The organism is Pedobacter soli, assembly GCF_900101435.1.
Lineage (GTDB): Bacteria > Bacteroidota > Bacteroidia > Sphingobacteriales > Sphingobacteriaceae > Pedobacter > Pedobacter soli.
In genome coordinates, this window is the sequence record NZ_FMZH01000022.1 from 15,458 (window position 1) to 35,021 (window position 19,564).

Annotated in this window: 21 protein-coding genes and 1 pseudogene; 7 read left to right on the forward strand and 15 right to left on the reverse strand. The window is 39.2% G+C overall.

The window, feature by feature from the left end; all coding sequences use genetic code 11:
• Positions 1-2 precede the first annotated feature (2 nt).
• Both BLR37_RS24590 and BLR37_RS24595 read right to left on the reverse strand, forming a co-directional pair.
• Positions 3-1,211, reverse strand: coding sequence for a glycosyltransferase family 4 protein (locus BLR37_RS24590; RefSeq protein ID WP_090773324.1), 1,209 nt, complete (start codon positions 1,209-1,211; stop codon positions 3-5).
• Positions 1,212-1,226: 15 nt separating this feature from the next.
• Complete coding sequence (locus BLR37_RS24595) at positions 1,227-2,045, reverse strand: 2,3,4,5-tetrahydropyridine-2,6-dicarboxylate N-succinyltransferase (RefSeq protein WP_208599725.1); 819 nt, start codon at positions 2,043-2,045, stop codon at positions 1,227-1,229.
• Positions 2,046-2,263: 218 nt separating this feature from the next.
• On the opposite strand from BLR37_RS24595, the gene BLR37_RS24600 reads away from it, so the two are divergent.
• Positions 2,264-2,662, forward strand: a complete 399-nt coding sequence (locus BLR37_RS24600) for an RNA-binding S4 domain-containing protein (protein ID WP_090773328.1) — start codon at positions 2,264-2,266, stop codon at positions 2,660-2,662.
• A gap of 102 nt (positions 2,663-2,764) precedes the next feature.
• Here the strand turns inward: BLR37_RS24600 and BLR37_RS24605 are convergent, their stop codons facing one another.
• The gene (locus BLR37_RS24605) at positions 2,765-3,535 is read right to left on the reverse strand and encodes an EcsC family protein (RefSeq protein WP_090773330.1); all 771 of its coding nucleotides are present in this window, start codon (positions 3,533-3,535) and stop codon (positions 2,765-2,767) included.
• A 110-nt stretch (positions 3,536-3,645) separates the two neighbouring features.
• Between BLR37_RS24605 and BLR37_RS24610 the strand changes: the two genes are divergently transcribed.
• Positions 3,646-5,571 carry a redoxin domain-containing protein gene (locus BLR37_RS24610; RefSeq protein ID WP_090773332.1) on the forward strand — a complete coding sequence of 642 codons (1,926 nt, stop codon included), beginning with the start codon at positions 3,646-3,648 and terminating at the stop codon, positions 5,569-5,571.
• An 89-nt stretch (positions 5,572-5,660) separates the two neighbouring features.
• Here the strand turns inward: BLR37_RS24610 and BLR37_RS24615 are convergent, their stop codons facing one another.
• Together BLR37_RS24615 and BLR37_RS24620 are read right to left on the reverse strand one after the other, a co-directional pair.
• The gene (locus BLR37_RS24615) at positions 5,661-6,143 is read right to left on the reverse strand and encodes a nucleoside deaminase (protein WP_090773357.1); all 483 of its coding nucleotides are present in this window, start codon (positions 6,141-6,143) and stop codon (positions 5,661-5,663) included.
• A gap of 68 nt (positions 6,144-6,211) precedes the next feature.
• On the reverse strand, positions 6,212-6,811 hold the full coding sequence (locus BLR37_RS24620; protein ID WP_090773334.1) for an OmpH/Skp family outer membrane protein: 600 nt from the start codon (positions 6,809-6,811) through the stop codon (positions 6,212-6,214).
• A 528-nt stretch (positions 6,812-7,339) separates the two neighbouring features.
• Between BLR37_RS24620 and gyrB the strand changes: the two genes are divergently transcribed.
• From gyrB to BLR37_RS24640, 4 genes are all read left to right on the forward strand, one after another.
• Entirely contained in the window at positions 7,340-9,298 is a 1,959-nt protein-coding gene (gyrB, locus tag BLR37_RS24625; RefSeq protein ID WP_039482095.1) for a DNA topoisomerase (ATP-hydrolyzing) subunit B, read from the forward strand.
• Between the two features lie 136 nt (positions 9,299-9,434).
• Positions 9,435-9,773, forward strand: coding sequence for a PadR family transcriptional regulator (locus BLR37_RS24630; RefSeq protein WP_090773336.1), 339 nt, complete (start codon positions 9,435-9,437; stop codon positions 9,771-9,773).
• Complete coding sequence (locus BLR37_RS24635; RefSeq protein ID WP_090773339.1) at positions 9,773-10,435, forward strand: hypothetical protein; 663 nt, start codon at positions 9,773-9,775, stop codon at positions 10,433-10,435. Before BLR37_RS24630 ends, BLR37_RS24635 begins: the two co-directional genes overlap by 1 nt.
• Positions 10,436-10,515: 80 nt before the next feature.
• Positions 10,516-11,121, forward strand: coding sequence for a hypothetical protein (locus BLR37_RS24640; protein ID WP_143009667.1), 606 nt, complete (start codon positions 10,516-10,518; stop codon positions 11,119-11,121).
• A gap of 150 nt (positions 11,122-11,271) precedes the next feature.
• Here BLR37_RS24640 and BLR37_RS24645 read toward each other — a convergent pair whose 3' ends face one another.
• From BLR37_RS24645 to BLR37_RS24685, 9 genes are all read right to left on the reverse strand, one after another.
• A complete protein-coding gene (locus BLR37_RS24645; protein WP_090773343.1) occupies positions 11,272-12,198 on the reverse strand; it encodes a bestrophin family protein in 927 nt (308 codons plus the stop codon).
• 27 nt (positions 12,199-12,225) lie between these two features.
• On the reverse strand, positions 12,226-12,723 hold the full coding sequence (locus BLR37_RS24650; protein ID WP_052266427.1) for a hypothetical protein: 498 nt from the start codon (positions 12,721-12,723) through the stop codon (positions 12,226-12,228).
• A gap of 266 nt (positions 12,724-12,989) precedes the next feature.
• On the reverse strand, positions 12,990-14,339 hold the full coding sequence (locus BLR37_RS24655) for a sensor histidine kinase (RefSeq protein WP_090773345.1): 1,350 nt from the start codon (positions 14,337-14,339) through the stop codon (positions 12,990-12,992).
• Positions 14,340-15,017, reverse strand: a complete 678-nt coding sequence (locus BLR37_RS24660; protein WP_090773347.1) for a response regulator transcription factor — start codon at positions 15,015-15,017, stop codon at positions 14,340-14,342.
• A gap of 177 nt (positions 15,018-15,194) precedes the next feature.
• Complete coding sequence (locus BLR37_RS24665; protein ID WP_039482123.1) at positions 15,195-15,731, reverse strand: SRPBCC family protein; 537 nt, start codon at positions 15,729-15,731, stop codon at positions 15,195-15,197.
• Between the two features lie 64 nt (positions 15,732-15,795).
• Entirely contained in the window at positions 15,796-16,191 is a 396-nt protein-coding gene (locus BLR37_RS24670; RefSeq protein WP_090773349.1) for a group III truncated hemoglobin, read from the reverse strand.
• Entirely contained in the window at positions 16,175-16,615 is a 441-nt protein-coding gene (locus BLR37_RS24675; protein WP_090773351.1) for a hypothetical protein, read from the reverse strand. Before BLR37_RS24675 ends, BLR37_RS24670 begins: the two co-directional genes overlap by 17 nt.
• 64 nt (positions 16,616-16,679) lie before the next feature.
• Positions 16,680-17,105, reverse strand: coding sequence for an aspartyl protease family protein (locus BLR37_RS24680; RefSeq protein WP_090773353.1), 426 nt, complete (start codon positions 17,103-17,105; stop codon positions 16,680-16,682).
• Between the two features lie 145 nt (positions 17,106-17,250).
• Positions 17,251-18,189: a malate dehydrogenase gene (locus tag BLR37_RS24685; RefSeq protein WP_090773355.1), complete on the reverse strand. Its 939-nt coding sequence runs from the start codon at positions 18,187-18,189 to the stop codon at positions 17,251-17,253.
• A 488-nt stretch (positions 18,190-18,677) separates the two neighbouring features.
• Here BLR37_RS24685 and BLR37_RS24690 point away from each other — a divergent pair, with 488 nt between their 5' ends.
• A complete protein-coding gene (locus BLR37_RS24690; protein ID WP_039482135.1) occupies positions 18,678-19,130 on the forward strand; it encodes a lipocalin family protein in 453 nt (150 codons plus the stop codon).
• A 169-nt stretch (positions 19,131-19,299) separates the two neighbouring features.
• Here the strand turns inward: BLR37_RS24690 and BLR37_RS25545 are convergent.
• Positions 19,300-19,564 (reverse strand): annotated as a pseudogene (locus BLR37_RS25545) (hypothetical protein); the annotation flags it as partial.

A 19,564-nucleotide genomic window follows, 5' to 3' on the forward strand; every position in this document is an offset into this window, starting at 1 on the left:
AACTATTGGCTAAACATATTTAAATAGCAATCCATTAATTGCTGCGTAACTACAGGGCTGTTGAATTTTTGAACAAATTCCAGCCCTTTTTCTTTCATTTCTTTTTGTAACTGCGGCGATTCAATAATCCTGTTGATGGCTTTGGCTAATGCACCGGCATCGTTAGGTGAAACATATAAACTATTTGGCCCACCGGCCTCTTCTAAACATGAGCCTGTTGCCGCTACAACCGGTATAGCCGAATACAAAGCTTCGATAATAGGAATGCCAAATCCTTCGTAAAACGAAGGGTAGGCAAAAACATCAGCCATTTGGTATATGCCCGGTAAATCGGCAAAAGGAATATTTTGTAAAAATAGAATCCTGTTTTTTAGACCTAATTGCTCAATCTCTTGCTCAACTGTTTTAAAATAAGGCGTACGCTTGCCAATTACCACGAGTTTGTAGGCTTCATTTACCTCTTTTAAAGCTTGTACAACCAGTTTCAGGTTTTTGCGCGCTTCAATCGTGCCTACGCTAAGGATAAATTTGTCAGGTAGTTTATAAGTGGCTTTAATGCGGCTTAGGTTTTCTTTTGCAAAAGGGCTTTTAAAACTATCATCACAGCTTTGGTAAATCACTGTAATTTTAGCCGGGTTAATGCCATATAGCTCAACAATATCTGCCTTTGTCTTTTCGCTGATGGCGATAATTTGGTCGGCACGTTCACAGGCCGATCTGCTTTTCCATTCGTAAAGCTTACGGTCGATAAATTTGTAATATTGTGGGAAACGCAAAAATATTAAATCGTGTATGGTAACAACCGATTTAATGTGGGTATGCTGTATGGCTAATGGGATTTCGTGACTTAAGCCGTGAAAAATCTGAACAGCATCTTGATTAAGATCTTTTAATATATTCAGGCTTCGCCATAAAAAAGGACCTGTTTTAGGAAGTTTTAATTCAATGTTTGGCTGCTCAAAAAAAGCATCGATCTGTTTGGCAGCTTTAACTTTTGGCGTATAAACCAAATATTGATTGTCCGGAAACTGAAGTGCCAGCTGCTCGATTAAAGAACGGCTGTAATTGCCAAGTCCGGTTAAGTTATTGGCTGCACGCTTGCCGTCGAATCCAATTTTAAGCTTAAAGCTTAAAGCCGAAAGACCAAAGCTTGATTGATCAAGTTCAGTACTTTCGGCTTTTTGAGTTTGTGTTTCGCTTTCAGCTTTCACCTTTTTGCTTTCAGCTTAAACTGCTACATTATTTTCTCTCAACGCATCGTTAAGCGAAGTTTTCTTATCTGTACTTTCTTTACGTTTACCGATAATTAAAGCACATGGCACCTGGAATTCGCCAGCAGGGAATTTTTTGGTATAGCTACCCGGAATTACTACCGAACGCGCAGGTACAATACCTTTATATTCAACCGGGGTTGGACCGGTAACATCAATAATTTTGGTAGAGGCAGTTAATACTACGTTAGCACCCAGTACAGCTTCTCTTTCTACTTTAACACCTTCTACAACAATTGCTCTCGAACCTAAGAAAGCATCATCTTCGATAATTACCGGAGCAGCCTGAACGGGTTCTAAAACACCACCAATACCCACTCCACCACTTAAGTGAACGCGTTTACCAATTTGTGCACAAGAACCTACAGTAGCCCAGGTATCAACCATAGTACCTTCGTCTACATAGGCACCAATGTTAACGTAAGATGGCATCATGATCACACCAGGCGCTAAAAACGAACCGTAACGGGCGCTGGCCATAGGCACAACACGTACACCAGTTGTTTTATAGTCGGTTTTTAAATCCATTTTATCGTGGTACACGAAAGGTCCGTTTTTAATCTCTTTCATCTCGCGAATCGGGAAATATAAAATAACCGCTTTCTTTACCCACTCATTAATGCCCCAGGAGTTTAAAACTGGCTCAGCAACGCGGATTTCGCCTTTATCCAAGCCCATAATTACGGCTTCGATGGCTTCGCAATAGTTGCTATATTTTAAAAGGGTTCTGTCTTCCCAGGCGGCTTCAATTAATTTCTTTAAATCTGAATACATGATGTTTTTAAATTTTACGCAAAATAAGTCAATTTTTGTTTATTAAAGGGCTAATTGTTTAAATTGTTTTGTTCTTTGGTTAACTGATTAATTGTTTAAATCGGTTAACTGCTGAATTACGCCCGATACAATTAACCGGTTAACCAGTTTGTACAATTAACCAACGTGGCGATTTACCAGTTTATACAGTTAACCGAATTGCGTACTTTTGTAGCTTTATGACAGAAACAGAAAAACTCAGGATCGATAAATATTTATGGGCCATCAGGTTGTTTAAAACCAGGAGCCTGGCTACTGATGCCTGTAAAGCGGGAAGGGTAAAGCTTAACGGGCAGAATATTAAACCATCGGCAATTGTGAAAATAGGCGATATTTACCAGGTATCGAAAGGCATTGAAAAGAAAGTGATTGAAGTGGTCGAATTTTCTTACAACCGAACTGATTCGCCAACGGCTTTAACCAAATATAAAGACCTTACCCCGGTTGAAGAAACGCATGCTTTTAAATCGGCTTTCCATGCACCAACACTTAAGCGCGATCGGGGAACAGGCCGCCCAACCAAAAAAGACAGAAGAGAAACCGACGATTTATTGGGTGGGATGTTTGAAGAGGAATAGTTAGTTTTCAATTACCAGTTTTCAGTTCGCAATTAGCAGTTTTGAGTTTCTTGAGTACTATTAACTGTTTACTGCCAATTGAAAACTGAATCACTATTCTGTTCAGTTGCCCATATTCAATTTCTGGTTTTCTTCTTGCGTACTGATAACTGCATATTGCAAACTGAAATATCTCAAGCGGTAACTCATCATCGCCGTTTTGCCCAGTTTTTCAATCAGTTTATAATTAGCTACAGCACCTACTGCCGCACCTACAAAAGGCAGCATTTGAGCCAGTTTGGCCAGATCGATATAATCGCGGTATTGTTGCTGGAAGGTTAACCAGTCAAATTCATCGATATTGGTTGGTAACTGGTGTGCTTTATTATCCCAATCCTGCATTTTAATAAAAACCTGCTGACTTTCTTCCTTGCTCGAAAAGGCAAGCTGAAAAATGTGCAGGATAAACAAACGTTCGCGATAATCTTTTACATCGTAGCCATAAATTGCAGCGATATCGAAAAGCATTTTCATTTTTATACCCAGTAGCAACGGAAAATCGGCCAAACTCATTAAAAAACCACCCGCACCGGTAATACCTCCTTCTGCGGCTCCTGTATTTTTGTAGTTTTCTATCTTTTGTTTAATCAGCGCCTCGCGGTGCATGAGTGTTAAATCGGTAACTGGTTTTGATGTAGTAAAAGTAGAGCCAAAAAGAACCGCTTTAACCATTTGTTTAATGGCTGTAGTAATGGCCTGGTGTACTTTATCCGGAATAACGCTGTTTATTTTCTTTTGCACCTTATCGGTTACCTTACTTAAGAGCGATGGTTTCTGTAAGATTTTAAACTTCCAGAACTCCAGTTCGCTCGCTATTTTTTGCTCATAGGTCATGCAAAATCTGCTACAATAATTATTCCTTAAAAATTAACACAATTTAATGATTAAAAACCAATAGAAAACGATATATTTAGTTACCTAAAACAATATCTAAACCTTTCATTATGAAAACATTAAAAATCTTGTCGTTATTGGTGCTTGCTGCCGGAGCAGTGCAGGCACAAGGTGTAAAATTTGCCGTTAATCAGCCGGCTGCAGGAAGCAAAGTGAAGTTTACCTATACACCAAAGGGTACCAATCTGGAAAATCTGGCTGATGTTAAATGTACCAGCTTCACTTTCTTTTCGGGTACAAACCCAAAGAACGCAAAGGTTGACCTGGTTAAAGATGGCGAAATTTACAGAGGCGAAATTACTACAACCGATAGCGCAACCGTTGTAGGACTGGCTTTTTCGGTTGGCGATCAGAAAGATGAAGCACCTGCCGGCTATGTTTTAGAACTGACTAAAGGAGGTAAAGTGGCTGCCGAAACTTATGCTAACGAAGCGTTTTTATATGGCCTGGCAGGCAATTATTATCTGGGGCTTACGCTCGATCCAGAAAAAGCCGAAGGGCTTTACAAACAAGCTTTTGCCTTAAAGCCCGCGCTAAAAAAGAAAAATTTATACCAGTATTTGTCGCTTGCCTATAAAACCGATAAAGATAAAGGCACCAAACTGATTAACGAAAACATTCAGCAACTGGCTAAAATAAAAGAACCTAAAGAGGAAGACCTGAGCACTACTTTAAACTTGTATAATTTGTTAAAGCAAAAGCCACAGATTGATTCGGTTAAAGCCATCCTGCTTCAAAATTATCCAAAGGGTAATTATGCTTACGGACAGGACATGAATGCGCTTTACACCACCAAAGATTTTGCCGGACAGGAGAAAAAGGCTCAGGAGATGATTGCCAAATATCAATATGACCCTGCTAAAAAAGCCGATGAAGGTAAATTAAATTCCATTTACAATGCTTTAGCTGGTTCAGCTGTAAAAGCCAAAGATTTTGATAAGTTTGAGTTGTACAGCAGCAAAGTAACCAATAAACAGAGTAAAGCTGGTTTATACAATAATTTTGCCTGGTCATCAGCCGAGAAAAAAGAAAACCTTGAACTCGCTGCCAAACTTTCTAAACAGTCACTTGATTTGATTGAAGCAGCTAAAAAAGATGAGGTTCCGGCTTATTTCTCTTCAAAAGAAGCTTATCTAAAATCACTCGATCAGGCTTATGCTACGTATGCAGATACCTATGCGCTATTGCTTTACCACCAGAATAATTTTAAGGAGGCGTTAAGCCTACAGGAAAAAGTTGTTTTAGATAAAGATATTAAATCATCGCCTGATGTTGTTGCCCGCTATGTAACGTATTTGATTAAAGATGGTCAAAACGACAAAGCCTATACCCAGGCCGAAGGTTTGATAAAAGATGGAAAAGCTTCAGATTCGTTAAAAGCAGATTTTAAAAGGTTATATACCACATTAAAAAAAGCAGGTTCTTATGAAACCTATATTGCCAATTTAGAAAAGGCTGCCATTGCGAAAGAAAAAGCAGAGTGGACCAAAAAAATGATTAATATTCCGGCACCGGGCTTCTCTTTAACCAATTTAAAAGGCGAAACCGTTAGCCTGGCCAGTTTAAAAGGTAAAACGGTAATCTTAGATTATTGGGCAACCTGGTGCGGGCCATGTGTGGCTTCTTTCCCTGGTATGCAAAAGGCGATGGCTAAATATGCAAGCAACCCGAATGTGGTGTTCCTGTTTGTAAATACCTGGCAAACTGAAGATAACCGCGTGAAATTGGTGACTGATTTTCTGGCAGAAAAGAAATACAATTTTAACGTGCTTTACGATACCAAGAATGCGAAAGATCCTTCAAAATTTGATGTGGTGAGTGCTTACAAGGTAGATGGCATTCCAACAAAATTTATCATTGATGGCAGCGGAAATATCAGGTTTAAAGCTGTTGGCTTTTCGGGCTCAGATGACAGCGTAGTTAAAGAAATTGATGCAATGGTGGGCTTGCTGACAGAAAAGGAATCGAGTAAATAGTTATAAATAAAACGATCGTCATCTCGACTGGAGTATAGTGAGTTAGATTTCTCAGCTTCGTTACGCTCCGTTCGAAATGACGATCTCTGTTAATAGGTAATCCGCAAAGGCGAGGTTTCCCAAAGCTTAAAGGCTTCCAGCGCTTCATCGCGCATCAGTTGTACCACGGGCAAAGTTCTTTTATGCATGGGTTTTTCAAGCTCATCATAAATAAATTTATCGCTGAAACCAATGTTTTCGGCATCTGCTTTGGTGTTGGCGTAATAAATGGTTTCGATCCGGGCCCAGTAAATAGCGCCTAAGCACATGGGGCAGGGTTCGCAGCTGGTATATACCACACAACCACTCAAATCGAAGGTGCCCAATGCTGTACAGGCCAGCCGGATGGCCGATACTTCTGCATGGGCAGTAGGATCGTTGGTTGATGTTACTTTATTGGCCGAACCGGCAATAAACTTGCCATCCTTTACAATTACTGCACCAAAAGGGCCGCCTATATGTTCGCTTACATTTTCTACTGATAGCGCTATGGCCATCTGCATAAATTCTTCGTGTTGTCTGTTGTTTTCCATGGTAAGGGTAAGGTACAAAAAAAATGCCCCGATTTTCATCGAGGCACTTATATTCAGTATTTTAATATTTATTTTTTGCTGTATTCGGCATTTAATCCTTTAATTACTTCTGATGTTACATCTAAGCTTTCGTCGGCAAATAAAATAGCGCTGTTGCCTTTAGAATAGGTTAATACCATTTTGTAACCTTTTTCTTTTGCATAAACTTTTAAGTAGGCAGCAACTTTATCGTAAAGTTTCTCGTTTTCAACAGCTTGTTCGTTTTGTAAAGCACCACCTGCATTTTGCTGGTAGGTTTGCAATTCCTGTTGTTTACGAGCCAAACGCTCTTCAGTCGATTTACGTTGATCGGCTGATAAGGTTTGTGCTGATTGCTGGTACTGGGCTACTTCGCGTTGAAAAGCCTGTCCTTTAGCTTGCATATCGGCCTGTGCATTTTTGGTTTTACCCTCAAATTTCACCTTAAGATCTTTGAAATATTCGTATTTTGTTAACAAAGAATCGGAGTTAACATATACAATTTTCTCACTTGCAGCAACTGCTGCAGTAGGGCTATCTGTTTTTTTTGTTTCAGTAGTTTTAGCTTCTTTGTTCTGGCAGGCAGTGAAAGTTGTAATCAAAGCTGCTGTTGCAAATAAACCAAAGGTTTTGAAGGTTCTTCTTTCCATTATTGTTTAATAAATTTTAGCAAACTTATATAAATTAGTTTTTAAATGCAATTTAAAGGCAATCTGGTAAATAAACGATTATTAAACGGTTAAATTTTAATGGGTAAAGCAATTTACAGCATTTCAATTGGTGCTAATTGACATTATCTACGTTCAGTTTATGAGAAATTTTATCTGGCTGCCACAGATTCACAGATTTTGTATGATCTGGTAATCTGTGGCTTTTTAATAATGAATTTTATTTTTCGGTTAGCACATTGGAACGGTTGGTGGGTGTTTCCGTTAATTTTAGCAGGTTGTTGGCAAGCCAAACCCGATTGAAATGGAAAGCGCCCGGTTCTTCACCGGGACTTGTAATGTAAAGCGGGAGTAACGCTGAAATGGAATACAGGTTTTGCTTTTCAAACCCGGTTTAAAGGCATTAAAAAAGTGCCGAAAATAATCTCCTAACAGCCTAAAACTTATCCACATATTAGCTTAATTGCCAAAATTTCCGTATTTTTGATACTTATAGTTTTTAATTAATATATGAGCGAAGAACAGGATTTAAAGTCAAATTATTCGGCAGATAATATACAGGTTTTAGAAGGTTTAGAAGCGGTGCGTAAGCGCCCTTCGATGTATATAGGTGATACGGGTGTTAAAGGATTACACCACTTGGTTTACGAGGTTGTAGATAACTCAATTGATGAGGCGTTAGCAGGTTATTGTACTGATATTCTGGTAACTATTCACGAAGGAAACTCCATTACAGTAGAAGATAACGGGCGTGGTATTCCAACCGGCATTAACACTAAAGAGGGTAAATCGGCATTAGAAATTGTAATGACGGTACTGCACGCCGGTGGTAAATTCGATAAAGATACTTACAAAGTCTCCGGTGGTTTGCACGGTGTGGGGGTAAGTTGTGTGAACGCCTTATCAACCCACGTTAAAACGGTTGTACACCGCGAAGGAAAGATTTTTACCCAGGAGTACGAAAGAGGTAAGCCTTTGTTTGATGTAAAAGAAATTGGTACATCAGACCGTACCGGGACAATCCAGACCTTTCAGCCAGATGCTGAAATTTTTACCCAAACTTTAGAGTATAAATACGATACACTTGCAGGTCGTTTACGTGAGCTTGCTTTCTTAAACAAAGGCATTAAGCTTACTTTAACAGATGAGCGTGAGAAGCTGGATGACGGAACGTTCTTATCAGAAACTTTCCACTCTGAAGGTGGTTTGAAAGAGTTTGTTGCCTTTTTGGATGGTACACGTACCTCGTTATTGGTTGAGCCGATTTATATCGAAGGTATTAAAAACGGTGTGCCGGTAGAACTGGCTTTCCAGTACAACGATAGCTACTCAGAAAATGTACACTCGTACGTAAACAACATCAATACACATGAAGGTGGTACACACATTGCAGGTTTCCGCAGGGGTTTAACCCGTACTTTAAAAAACTATGCCGATAAGGAAGGTTTATTAAAGAACGTAAAAATGGAGATTACCGGCGATGACTTTAGAGAAGGTTTAACCGCAGTAGTTTCTGTTAAGGTAGCAGAGCCTCAGTTTGAGGGCCAAACCAAAACCAAGCTGGGTAACAGTGAGGTTATGGGATCGGTTGATGTTGCAGTAGGAGAGGCGCTGGGTAATTACCTCGAAGAAAACCCTAAAGAAGCTAAATTAATCATCAATAAGGTTATTTTAGCCGCTACTGCCCGTGCAGCGGCCCGTAAGGCCCGCGAAATGGTGCAACGTAAGAGTGTAATGGGAGGTTCGGGTTTACCTGGTAAACTGGCCGATTGCTCTGATAGTGATCCGGAAAGATGTGAAATTTACCTGGTAGAGGGTGACTCGGCGGGTGGTACCGCTAAGCAAGGTCGTGACAGAAACATTCAGGCTATTTTACCTTTAAAAGGTAAGATTCTGAACGTAGAGAAAGCGATGGAGCACAAAATTTACGAAAACGACGAGATCAAAAATATGTTTACCGCAATTGGGGTAAGCATTGGTACGCCGGAAGATGATAAGGCTTTGAACTTAACTAAACTGCGTTACCACAAAATTGTAATCATGACGGATGCTGATATCGACGGTTCGCACATTACGACCCTGATTTTAACATTCTTCTACCGTTACATGCGCGCGTTAATCGAAGCTGGTTATGTTTATATTGCATCGCCACCACTTTATCAGGTTAAAAAAGGTAAAGATTTCGAATATTGCTGGAATGACACGCAGCGCGATGCAGCTGTGCAGCGTTTAAAAGGTGCAGGTAAAGAAGAAAGCGTGCATATTCAGCGTTATAAAGGTTTGGGTGAGATGAACGCCGAGCAGTTGTGGGATACCACTTTAAACCCGGCTACACGTACTTTATTACAGGCTACAATTGAAAGTGCTGCAGAATGCGATCATACGTTCTCAATGCTGATGGGTGATGAAGTTGCTCCACGCAGAGAGTTTATTGAGCGTAATGCGAAATATGCTAAGATTGATGCTTAAGTGAGCTAAAAGCTGAAAGCAATATAAACCCTCTTCAAGTTAAATCTTGAAGAGGGTTTTTTATTTCAATTGATTTTTATTTTAAAAATTATATACATAAATTTCTTATGTATATAAAAAACGTATACATTTGTTTATGGCAGTTAACAACGAACTATTTAAAGGCACCTTGCAAACTATTATCCTAAACCTTTTGTCAGAAAATGAACGGATGTATGGTTATGAGATTACCCAAAAGGTAAAATCGATCACTCAGGGAGAATTACTGTTGAAAGAAGGAGCACTATATCCGGCATTACACAAATTAGAAGCTGAGGGATTGCTTGAAACCACAACAGAGGTAGTTGAAAACAGGCTCAGGAAATATTACTCCTTATCTAATGATGGTGAGAAAGAGGTAGTAAACAAGCTCCGGGAAGCAAAAGATTTTATTGCCCAGTTACAGTTATTATTAAACCTTAAACCAAGCTTTTAATGGAATTAACAACAGAACAGCAGCAAGAAGTAGCAAGTTTAGTTTCGGGAACGACGAAATACAAAGAGACTTATGATGAAGTTTACGATCATGTATTGAATCGTTTGACGGCCGAGAACCAGGTTTACAGCTTTACTTTGGTTGATGAAATTTTAGCAGAAGATTTTGGTGGGGAAACAGAAATTTTAGCTAACGAGACGATTCATGCCAAGCGCATTACCAAACAGTATTTTAGACTATTTAAAGGCGAAATTATAAATGCTTTTAAGTGGCCTCAGTTACCTGCAAATTTGGTAATGATAATGAGTTGGGTATTCCTATATTATACTACTTTAAAAACCGGATTTAATACCAAACCAATCAATGCATCAATTGGTATTGTTGTAATACTGATGTGTTTGTTCTATTATTTAAAAAGATATTATTTAGATCGGAAATTACAAAAAACATCAATAAAGTATTCTTTTTTACAAGCATCGACCTCAATCGGTGTGTCGTTTTATGTGTTTATGTTTTTTTGGTTTCTTTCTCCTGATAGTATAGTGGAAATCAGTCGTAATCTAAAAACCATTCTCGTATTAAGCCTTTTCTGTTGTACCTCTATTTATTTAAGGGCTTTTATCAAACTTTACAATAAAAAAATCAAAGTTTTAGCGGTTTAATTATGACACTTAATCAAGAGCAGTTATTCGAAATTAAAGCCTTTATCGAAAAGAAAGGATTTACCTACATTGATGTGCAGATGGAAATTTTAGACCATATTGCGTCATTAGTTGAAGAAAAATTGAATGCGAATCCCAATCTGAGCTTTGCAGATGCTGCAGCTGAAACATACAAATCATTTGGCATAACAGGACTTCATAATACCTCGAATGAAATCATTAGCTCAATAAATAAAAGATATAGTCGCTATTTCTGGAAAAATTTTACTTCACTTTTTGGCTTTAGGTACATTTTAATTAGCTGTTTTTTGGTATTTGCTGCTTATAAAATGCTTGCCTTTATAGGAAAAGATGATTTTTATAAGTTCAATATCATCTGTATGCTTGTTACCACTGTTGGGGGCTTATTCGCTGGTTTTCTGATTAAAGATTATAAAAAATACCTATCCTTTAAATCGGGAATTTCTTTTCTTTCTTTTTTAATGAGCGGATTATTTTTTACTAATTTATTGATAAATAAGGTGCCTGCAAGTATTACAGTTTTTTCGCTTAACGCCTGGCAGGTAGCAGCAGCTGGATCGGCTGTGTTGTTTGCTGTTTATTTTATTTCTGCCTTCAAAACTGCCAAAACTGGCCTGAATGAAAGCAAATCAATAATTGAAAAATATAAAATACTATATGCCTAATTAGGTAAGGTACCGATATACAAAAAAGCCATTCAAAAATTTCGAATGGCTTTTATTATTTGTACACTTTACTATAGCCGCACCTCATCCAAGGAGCAAACTATAGCTCATAACTAACCGCTATCAAACGATTTTCTTTATTAACCGGCACTATAAGATATAGTATGAGCCTACAGGCGCCAGTTCTGTCTGAGGTTTATCCTCGTATATTTTATTGTCATCCAGCATCTGGCAAAGATCGCGTTCAATGTTCCTGCAAATGGTAGTTGTAGGGGTATCAGTCGGTTTATTTTCAAAAGGATCCTGAAGGTGTACGGCCATTTTTTCTACCAAAAGGAAAAACGCTGCAATAGCTACTACCAAAGGAACTTCCATGTAGCCGAAGTATTCGATTAAACCAAAAGGAAGCAATACAATAAACAAGTGGATAGACATATTGATGTATTTACTGTAGGTAACCGGAAAAACCGTGTTTTTAATCCTTTCCGATCCGCCCATGTGGTTACATAAAGCCGTAATGGTTTTATCAATCTCTATCTGCTGGTATTTGTTTATCCAGCCTTCCTGCAGCGCTTTTTTAAGGTCCATGGCGTGTAACTCCAATATTGATGTGGTTACATTTTTACGTTTTTTAATAAAGGCCATTTCTTCGGCACTCAGGTATTCTTCCAGGCCTTTGCGCGCATTAAAACCCCTTAACGACTGGCTTAAGGCGTAACACCAGGCAATTTGCCTTTTAATAAAGCGTTCTTTAAAGGCTTCAATTTCTTCTGAGCCATAGGGGTTTTCTACAAATGATAATATCTGGCGGGATATAGACCTCGAATCGTTAACGATAGCTCCCCATAGGATCCTGGCCTCCCACCATCTATCGTAAGCTTGGTTAGAACGAAATGCTAACAAAAGGGAAATAATGGTTCCCAATAATGCCGGTACTGCAACTGGAATAGAGATGCGTGTAACATGGAAGTTCTCGTACAGCACTACAATACCAATTGAGTAGCCTATCACAAACAGCAGTTCTTTTTTGATCTTCCCGAATATATAAGTGAGCGGAATATTATTTCGTAACAGCATATGATAATTTTTTTAAGTGATTTTTAATTAAGCACTTGCTTCCTGCAACTGCGTTTCCTGAATCTTGGTGTCGATTAAATTTTCTGTAGCAAGAGGCGTTGCCGATGTTAATTCAATTACCGGGCAACCTGCACGTCCGGTTAAAAACTTCGGATCGATGCTGTATTTATTGATCGGTGTAAAATTGTAGCCTCCCAAATAAGCAATGCAGTCTACATCAAAAGCTTCGATAAAGTTTTTGAAGGCAGCAACGGTACTTCCGTAAAAATATTCAAGGCCAATGGCTTCAATACGGCCGGCATGTTTGGCTTTTGCCTGATTTAATTGCTGGTAAAACTCATCACTGATGTTTTCATAATCGCGGCTGCGGCGACTCAACATCAACATATCGGTTATCGAATCTGATAACTTAAATGCATGAACAAAAATGATATGAAATGTTTCGGTTGGCTGATTCTGAACAAGCGCATCGATAATGTTAATGCTTCCTAATTTAAAATCGGTAGGTACTAAAATTGTTTTCATGGCTTTCTCTTGTTAAATGAATTAAATATTTATACAAGTTTAGCCCGATGTTATTACAGCGAAATAAGAACGGTATTAGAATGAGATTAGAATTTAATCTAGAAAAGCAATAACCAAAAGCAATAACCAAAAGCAATGAGCAATAAGCAATAATCAATGACCAATAATCAATAGTTCTCAGTTAGCAGTTTTCAGTTTTCAATTGGATTCAGCTATGGACTATTGACTAATGAACTATTGACAAATGAACCAATGACCAATGAAGATTACGCCCTGGTTGGCAACAAAACCTTAATCTCTGTACCTACACCTTCCTGAGATTTAATGGCGATACTGCCGCGGTGCAGTCGGATAATGTTTAAAGAAAGTGGAAGGCCTACGCCATAACCTTTAAAATCGTTGGTGTTAGATGCCCGGTAAAAGGGTTCGAATATATGTTGTATATCGGTTTGAGGAATCCCGATCCCTCTATCGGTAACGGCAATAGAAAGGGTGTGTATATTGCTTTCTATGCTTACACTTACCAGCTTTTCGTTCGAATATTTGCAGGCGTTGCTTACGATGTTGTTCAAAGCCAGTTTCATCAGGTTTTTATTTGCCCTTAAAGTAAGCAGGCTTTCATCGTCAGGAAGTTTGCTGAAATCGATTTCGATTTTGCTGTTTGGATGTACCTGGTTAACTGAATCTTTAATTTCCCAGAGCAATTCATCCATTCTAACTTCTTCCCAGGGCTGGTTTTTACCATTAAAACCCGATTGAGCCAGCCCGAGCAAACTGGTTAAAATATGTTCCAGCCGTTCGGCTTCGTCTTTGATTTTAGCCAGGGCCTTTCCCTGTTTTTGCTCATCATCAATGTTTTTCATGGCCAGCTCTACTTCTCCACTGATAATGGTTAGCGGCGTTCTTAATTCGTGCGAAGCATTGCTGATAAAGTTATTTTGTGTTTCGAATGCCGTTTCCAAACGGTTAAGCATGTTGTTAAAGGTCTGGGCCAGTTGCGACATTTCATCGTTTCCGTCTTTAACATCCAGTCTTAGGTGTAAATTTTCTGCCTTAATCCTTTTTACACTTTTAATAATATTACGCAAAGGCATGAGCATGTAGTTGGAGAACTTCCAGCCGACAATGAACGATAAAATAACGGAAAGGAAAAAGCCTATGATCAGGATTCTTTGGAGATCTTTCAACTCGCGAAAGCCAAAGGGATCGTTTGCCGACACAATAACAATGTAGCCGTTGTTGTTATTTTTAAAGAATTTGCCCGCATAGAAATGGTTTTCTATCCGGTAACGGGCCATGGCACCTGTGTGTATCCGGTTGTAGAAACTGGCTGGTAACTGGCGGTCGAGGGCTTTAACTTCGCCGGCCCGCATAATATACTCTTTTTCTGAAGGTAAGCGCTCCAGGTACTGGTTACGCATTTTGGCATAAGCCTTATTGTTAACGTCTTCGGTTAGTTTAATCTGGGCAGCAATTTTAACCCTGGCCTCTAAACGTTTGTAAAAATCTTCGAAAGCAAACTCGTTAGAGAAATACCATACAAAACCACTGAGCAGCGAGATGATAACTGCCGAGAGAATGGCAAAAAGTAAAGTAATTTTTTTTGCAATCTGCATCTATTTTTCTTTTAGCACATAACCAAGACCTACCGCAGTGTGAATCAGTTTCTGACTGGCATTTTTATCTATTTTTTTGCGGAGGTAATTTACGTAAACATCAACAACGTTGGTGCCCAGGTTAAAGTCGATATCCCAAACATTTTCTAAGATATCAATCCGCGACAGAATTTTCGATTTATTTTTGGCCAGGTACTCCAACAGGCGGTATTCGGTTGCGGTTAGTACAATCTCCTGCTGACTTCGTTTTACCGTTTTGGCACTCAGGTTAATTTGCAGGTCGGCAATGGTAATGATCTGGTCTTGCGTAGTAAGGCCGCTGTACCGCCTAAGCAACATCCTGATCCTTGCAAAAAGTTCGGCAAATTTAAAAGGCTTAATGAGGTAATCGTCGGCACCATTATCGAGCCCGTTTACTACATTTTCGGTAGTGCCCAATGCGGTAAGCATAATGATAGGTGTTTGGGGCTTATGCGTTTTGATGATTTTGCAAAGCTCCAGTCCATTTATTCCAGGTAGCATAATGTCGAGAATGATGAGATCGAAATCGTGTTCCGTAGCCATCTGTTTCCCGATTAAGCCATCGGGGGCAATACTAACCGTAAAGCCTTCTTCCGTAAGCCCTCTCGATACCACAGAAACCACACTCGGTTCATCTTCTACAAGTAATAAATTCATTTAAGCAGCAAATAATCTAAAAAATAGCGAATTACAAAATATTTAGCACAAGAAGTTGTTTTTTAATACTTTTTTAACGCGAAAGCGACACAATTGTTTGGCTCTTCTGGTTTAAACAAAAAAGAAAGCTCCTCAAATTGCTATTGAGGAGCTTCTATTATTTGGTATAAGCTAAAATTAACTTCCTTTTTCTGACTTTTCTTTTAACGATTTTAAGCCATCTTCGAAATCTTTACCGATCATTTTATCCATGCTTACAAAAACGCACATCCATTTCGAAATCATGTTGTTTTCGCCGCTCATGGTCCAGGTTACTTTTTGTCCTGCTCCATCAGGCTGAATGTCGAATTTAGTATCGGCTAAACTTTCGAAAGGTTTAATGAATTTTAGTTCGATATCCACATTGGTACTTGGTTTGGCCGTTAATATCGTCATCGATCCCTGTCCGGTCTCTTTACCTTCCCAGGTGTACACATGGCCAGGCTGCTCAGGCGTACCGGCATAGGTAGTTTTAGCACTTGGCTCCATTTTAGCCCATGGGTTCCATTTGTAAAATTCTTTAAAATCGGCAATGTTTTTATAAATAACACTATCAGGAGCATTAATTACAGTGCTGCGACTAACAGAATAGGTTTTTGGTAATACCAGTCCGCCTATAACAAAGATGATTGCCAGTACGACAATGATACCTACTAAGATTTTCAGAAATTTCATGTTTTGATTGTTTTGGTTAACTTAAATTTAGAAAGAAACCGGTATAAATCAAAACAAAATTTGTTTAAACGATTTTGATCTTTGATGGTGGTGCGTTCAGTTTAAAGTGCATCAAATCAGCAATAGACTGCGCTTTTTGTTTAATGGTTTCGGCATTTGGTCCGGCGAATAAATCGTCAACAGTCTGGTAAAACAGGTTTTTCCAGGTCTCAAATTCTGCGGTTTGTAGTGGTTTTTTATCATTTAGGGCAAAATGGGTAAGCATCGGGTTGCCTTTATAAATGGCTTTACCAAAAAGGATACTTTCCCAGAAATCGTACATTTTAGGCAGGTGATGCGCCCAGTCTACTTTCGCGATTTGGGTAAAAATTGGCCCGATTTTATCATTCAACTGAACCCTCTGGTAAAAACTATCGACCAAAAGTATAATGTCTTCCCTGGTGTTAATATCGTTTTTCATGACGCAATGTATTTAGGTTTAAGCTTCCGAGTACGATTAATAATAAAAGTTTGACGCTTTCGATAATGATGTACAAAATATGATGGTGGCTAGCCGGTGGGGGCGAGCCTGCCAGTACGAGTTTAGCCCTTTCATCTAACAAAGGTAGCAGCCAAAAAGTGTCGGCCAGTAAGATAATTGTAAGGATAACAAGCAGCCTGGTTTGAAGGTTTTTGAAGGGTGCCGGAAAGGAACAAGCCAAAATAATAACCAAAAGTACAATTTCGATTTTGTTGAGTGCCTGAAAAACCAGCTGACCAATACCCAAACCTAAGGGGATGGTAATACCGGGCGCCTGAAACTTAAGTGGTGCTTCTAAAAAACTGATTCCGGCAATTAATCCGGCCCAGAAAATGAGGCAAAAACAGGCAATTAACTTCTTCATTTGATACAAATATCACCTAAAAATGAGCTGTAAAAAATGATTACCGTCATAAAAAGATGAATTGTTATTTGTAGAGCTTTAAAATCATTTTGTTGTAATCGATAATGGCTTTATACTGCATTAAAATATCGCCACCAATAATGCCCGAAATAGGCGGATGGCCAAACTGCTCATAGGTATCGCTCACCGATTGCAGATCGAAAGCAACGGTTTCGTAGTTTTTGATTTTTAGCGAGCCTATTTTCAGCTCGGGGATAGTAGCCTGAATGGTGGTTGTGGTGGTAAAAAGGGTAGCTGCATTAATTTCTTCAGAGACCTGTAAGGTTTCGGCCAGGTGTTGTTCAATTAAAGCTTTATCGAACACGCTGCGCGATGCTCCCGTATCGAGCACCACTAAACGGGTTGCTTTAAAAACTACCACTTCTACTAAAAGGTGGTAGCCATCGTCTTGCAGGTTAATGAGTTTAAGCGGTATTGAAATTGATCTCATTGTTTATTGGTATCTGTTGCCCTCTGGTAAGCTGGGGCAACCCTATTTAAGTATAAAAAAAATGCCACAGAAACGCTGATTATACGGATAATAAATCTATTCCGTGTTTCGGTGTTTCCGTGGCAAAAAAGAAGTGATGCGCGTACTAAACCAGTTTCATTTCTGCCAGTACACTGTTCATATTTCTAACGGCATCGGCACTTTTGTTAAATGCAGCCTGCTCATCGTCAGTTAATTTAAAGTCGATAATTTTTTCCCAGCCGCTGCGGCCAACAATTACCGGTACACCTAAACAAATATCGTCCTGACCGTATTCGCCTTCTAAAGAAACGCAGCAGGTGAATAATTTTTTCTCATCGCGTAAAATAGCTTCAACCAAGGCTGCGCCTGCAGCACCCGGAGCGTACCAGGCCGAAGTGCCGATAAGGCCGGTTAAAGTTGCGCCACCTACCATGGTATCGGCTGCTACTTTATCTAAGGTTGCTTTATCCAGTAAATTGGTTACCGGTAAGCTCTGATAAGTAGCCAAACGGGTTAGCGGGATCATAGTGGTATCGCCGTGACCGCCAATTACAAAGCCTTGCAAATCGTTAGGGTTGCAGTTTAAGGCCTGTGATAAGTAAAACTTAAAGCGCGAGCTATCTAAAGTACCACCCATACCAATGATCCTGTTTTTAGGCAGTCCTAACGATTTTAGCGCCAGATAAGTCATGGTATCCATTGGGTTGCTAATGACAATAATGATCGCCTCAGGAGAGAATTTTAATATATTTTCGGCTACGCCTTTTACAATGCCGGCGTTAATGCCAATCAGTTCTTCGCGGGTCATGCCGGGTTTGCGCGGCAGGCCTGAGGTAATTACTACCACATCCGAACCTTCGGTTTTACTGTAATCGCCGGTTACGCCGGTAATTTTGGTGTCGTAACCCAACAGGGTTGCGGTTTGCATCATATCAATGGCTTTACCTTCGGCAAAACCCTCTTTAATATCTAATAATACAAGCTCGTTAGCCAGTTCTTTACGTGCAATATTATCTGCACAAGTTGCGCCAACTGCGCCTGCTCCTACAACCGTTACTTTCATATATCTAAAATTTTATGGTTTGCTGTATAAATATCAATCGAAGGTATAAATAAATATAAGGTTTAAAAATGCTTTTCAAAACTTTATAACAACTGCGGCCGTAACGAATCAATTGATGCTGTAACTCCGAAACTGATCAGGTATGCCCCGGCAATTGATGCGACAGGCCTGGCAATTGGTACCGGCAGGGCAGAAATTGACGCCGTACACGCTGTAATTGATAGTGGAAGGGTAGAAATCAACACTATACGGCTAACATTCAATATTGGTACTGAAACATAGGATACTTTATGCTGACCAATTGACAGTGGAAGCGAAGCAATCGATACTGGAGGCCTAACAATCGATACTGTACACTGACCAATTGACAGTGGAAGCCAAACAATTGATGCTGTACACTAAACAATTGATCGTAGCAGGCAAACATTTGATTTATTAGCTAAAACTTTATTTCTGTTACGCTGGTTAATTGATTAAAGCCTGTTAACATGGAAAATAAACCTATTTCGGATATCGATTATAAAGCCTTTGAAGGGAAATGGTATTCTTTATATTCGATACCAACCTTGCTGGATAAACATTGGAAACAAACCACCGAGACTTATACGCTTGCAGCCGACGATCATTTTGATGTATATACCACCTACCATAAAGATGGAAAACCTGAAGAAAAATCGATCACCTCGAAACTGTTTTTCGATCAGGATAAAGCGGATGGAGATATGAAAGCCCAGTTTTTATGGCCTTTTAAAATTGGTTACTGGATTATCGAACTGGCCGATGATTATAGTTATGTAGTAGTAGGCCATCCTGATGAAAAGTACCTGTTTATTATGGCCCGCGAACCCAAAATGGAAGCCGATTTACTGGTGCATATTATTGAAAGATGCAGGCAAAAAGGTTATGAGGTAAGTGATTTGGTTAGTCAGGAGCATTTTTGATTTAAACCTCGCAGGTTTTAAAAACCTGCGAGGTTTGTTTAGTCAGGCTACTGACGTTGTAAAATAACCCCGATAGGAGTGGTAGCTGCCGGCTTCATGCCGGCACTACAAACGGAAAGGTACTGTCTTCAAAACCAAATTAAAATCGATATATTTTTAATAAATTTGTTTAGTGAAATTTTTCTTCGGAAATTTTATCATGTGTAGCCTCTGCTTGTTCAGAGGCTATTATTTTTTGAGGATAATTAAAGTCAGTCTGGCATTTTTGTTTTTTTCTCCATAAGTAATACGCCATTATCAGTAATTTTTTCTGCACAGCAACGTATCCTTTCATCTTTATACCTGTTCTTTTATAAACTCTTTCGTATAGCATCTTAAACTGCGGCTGATCATCACGAACAGCACATAGGGCTGGCATATGCAGGATTCTTCTT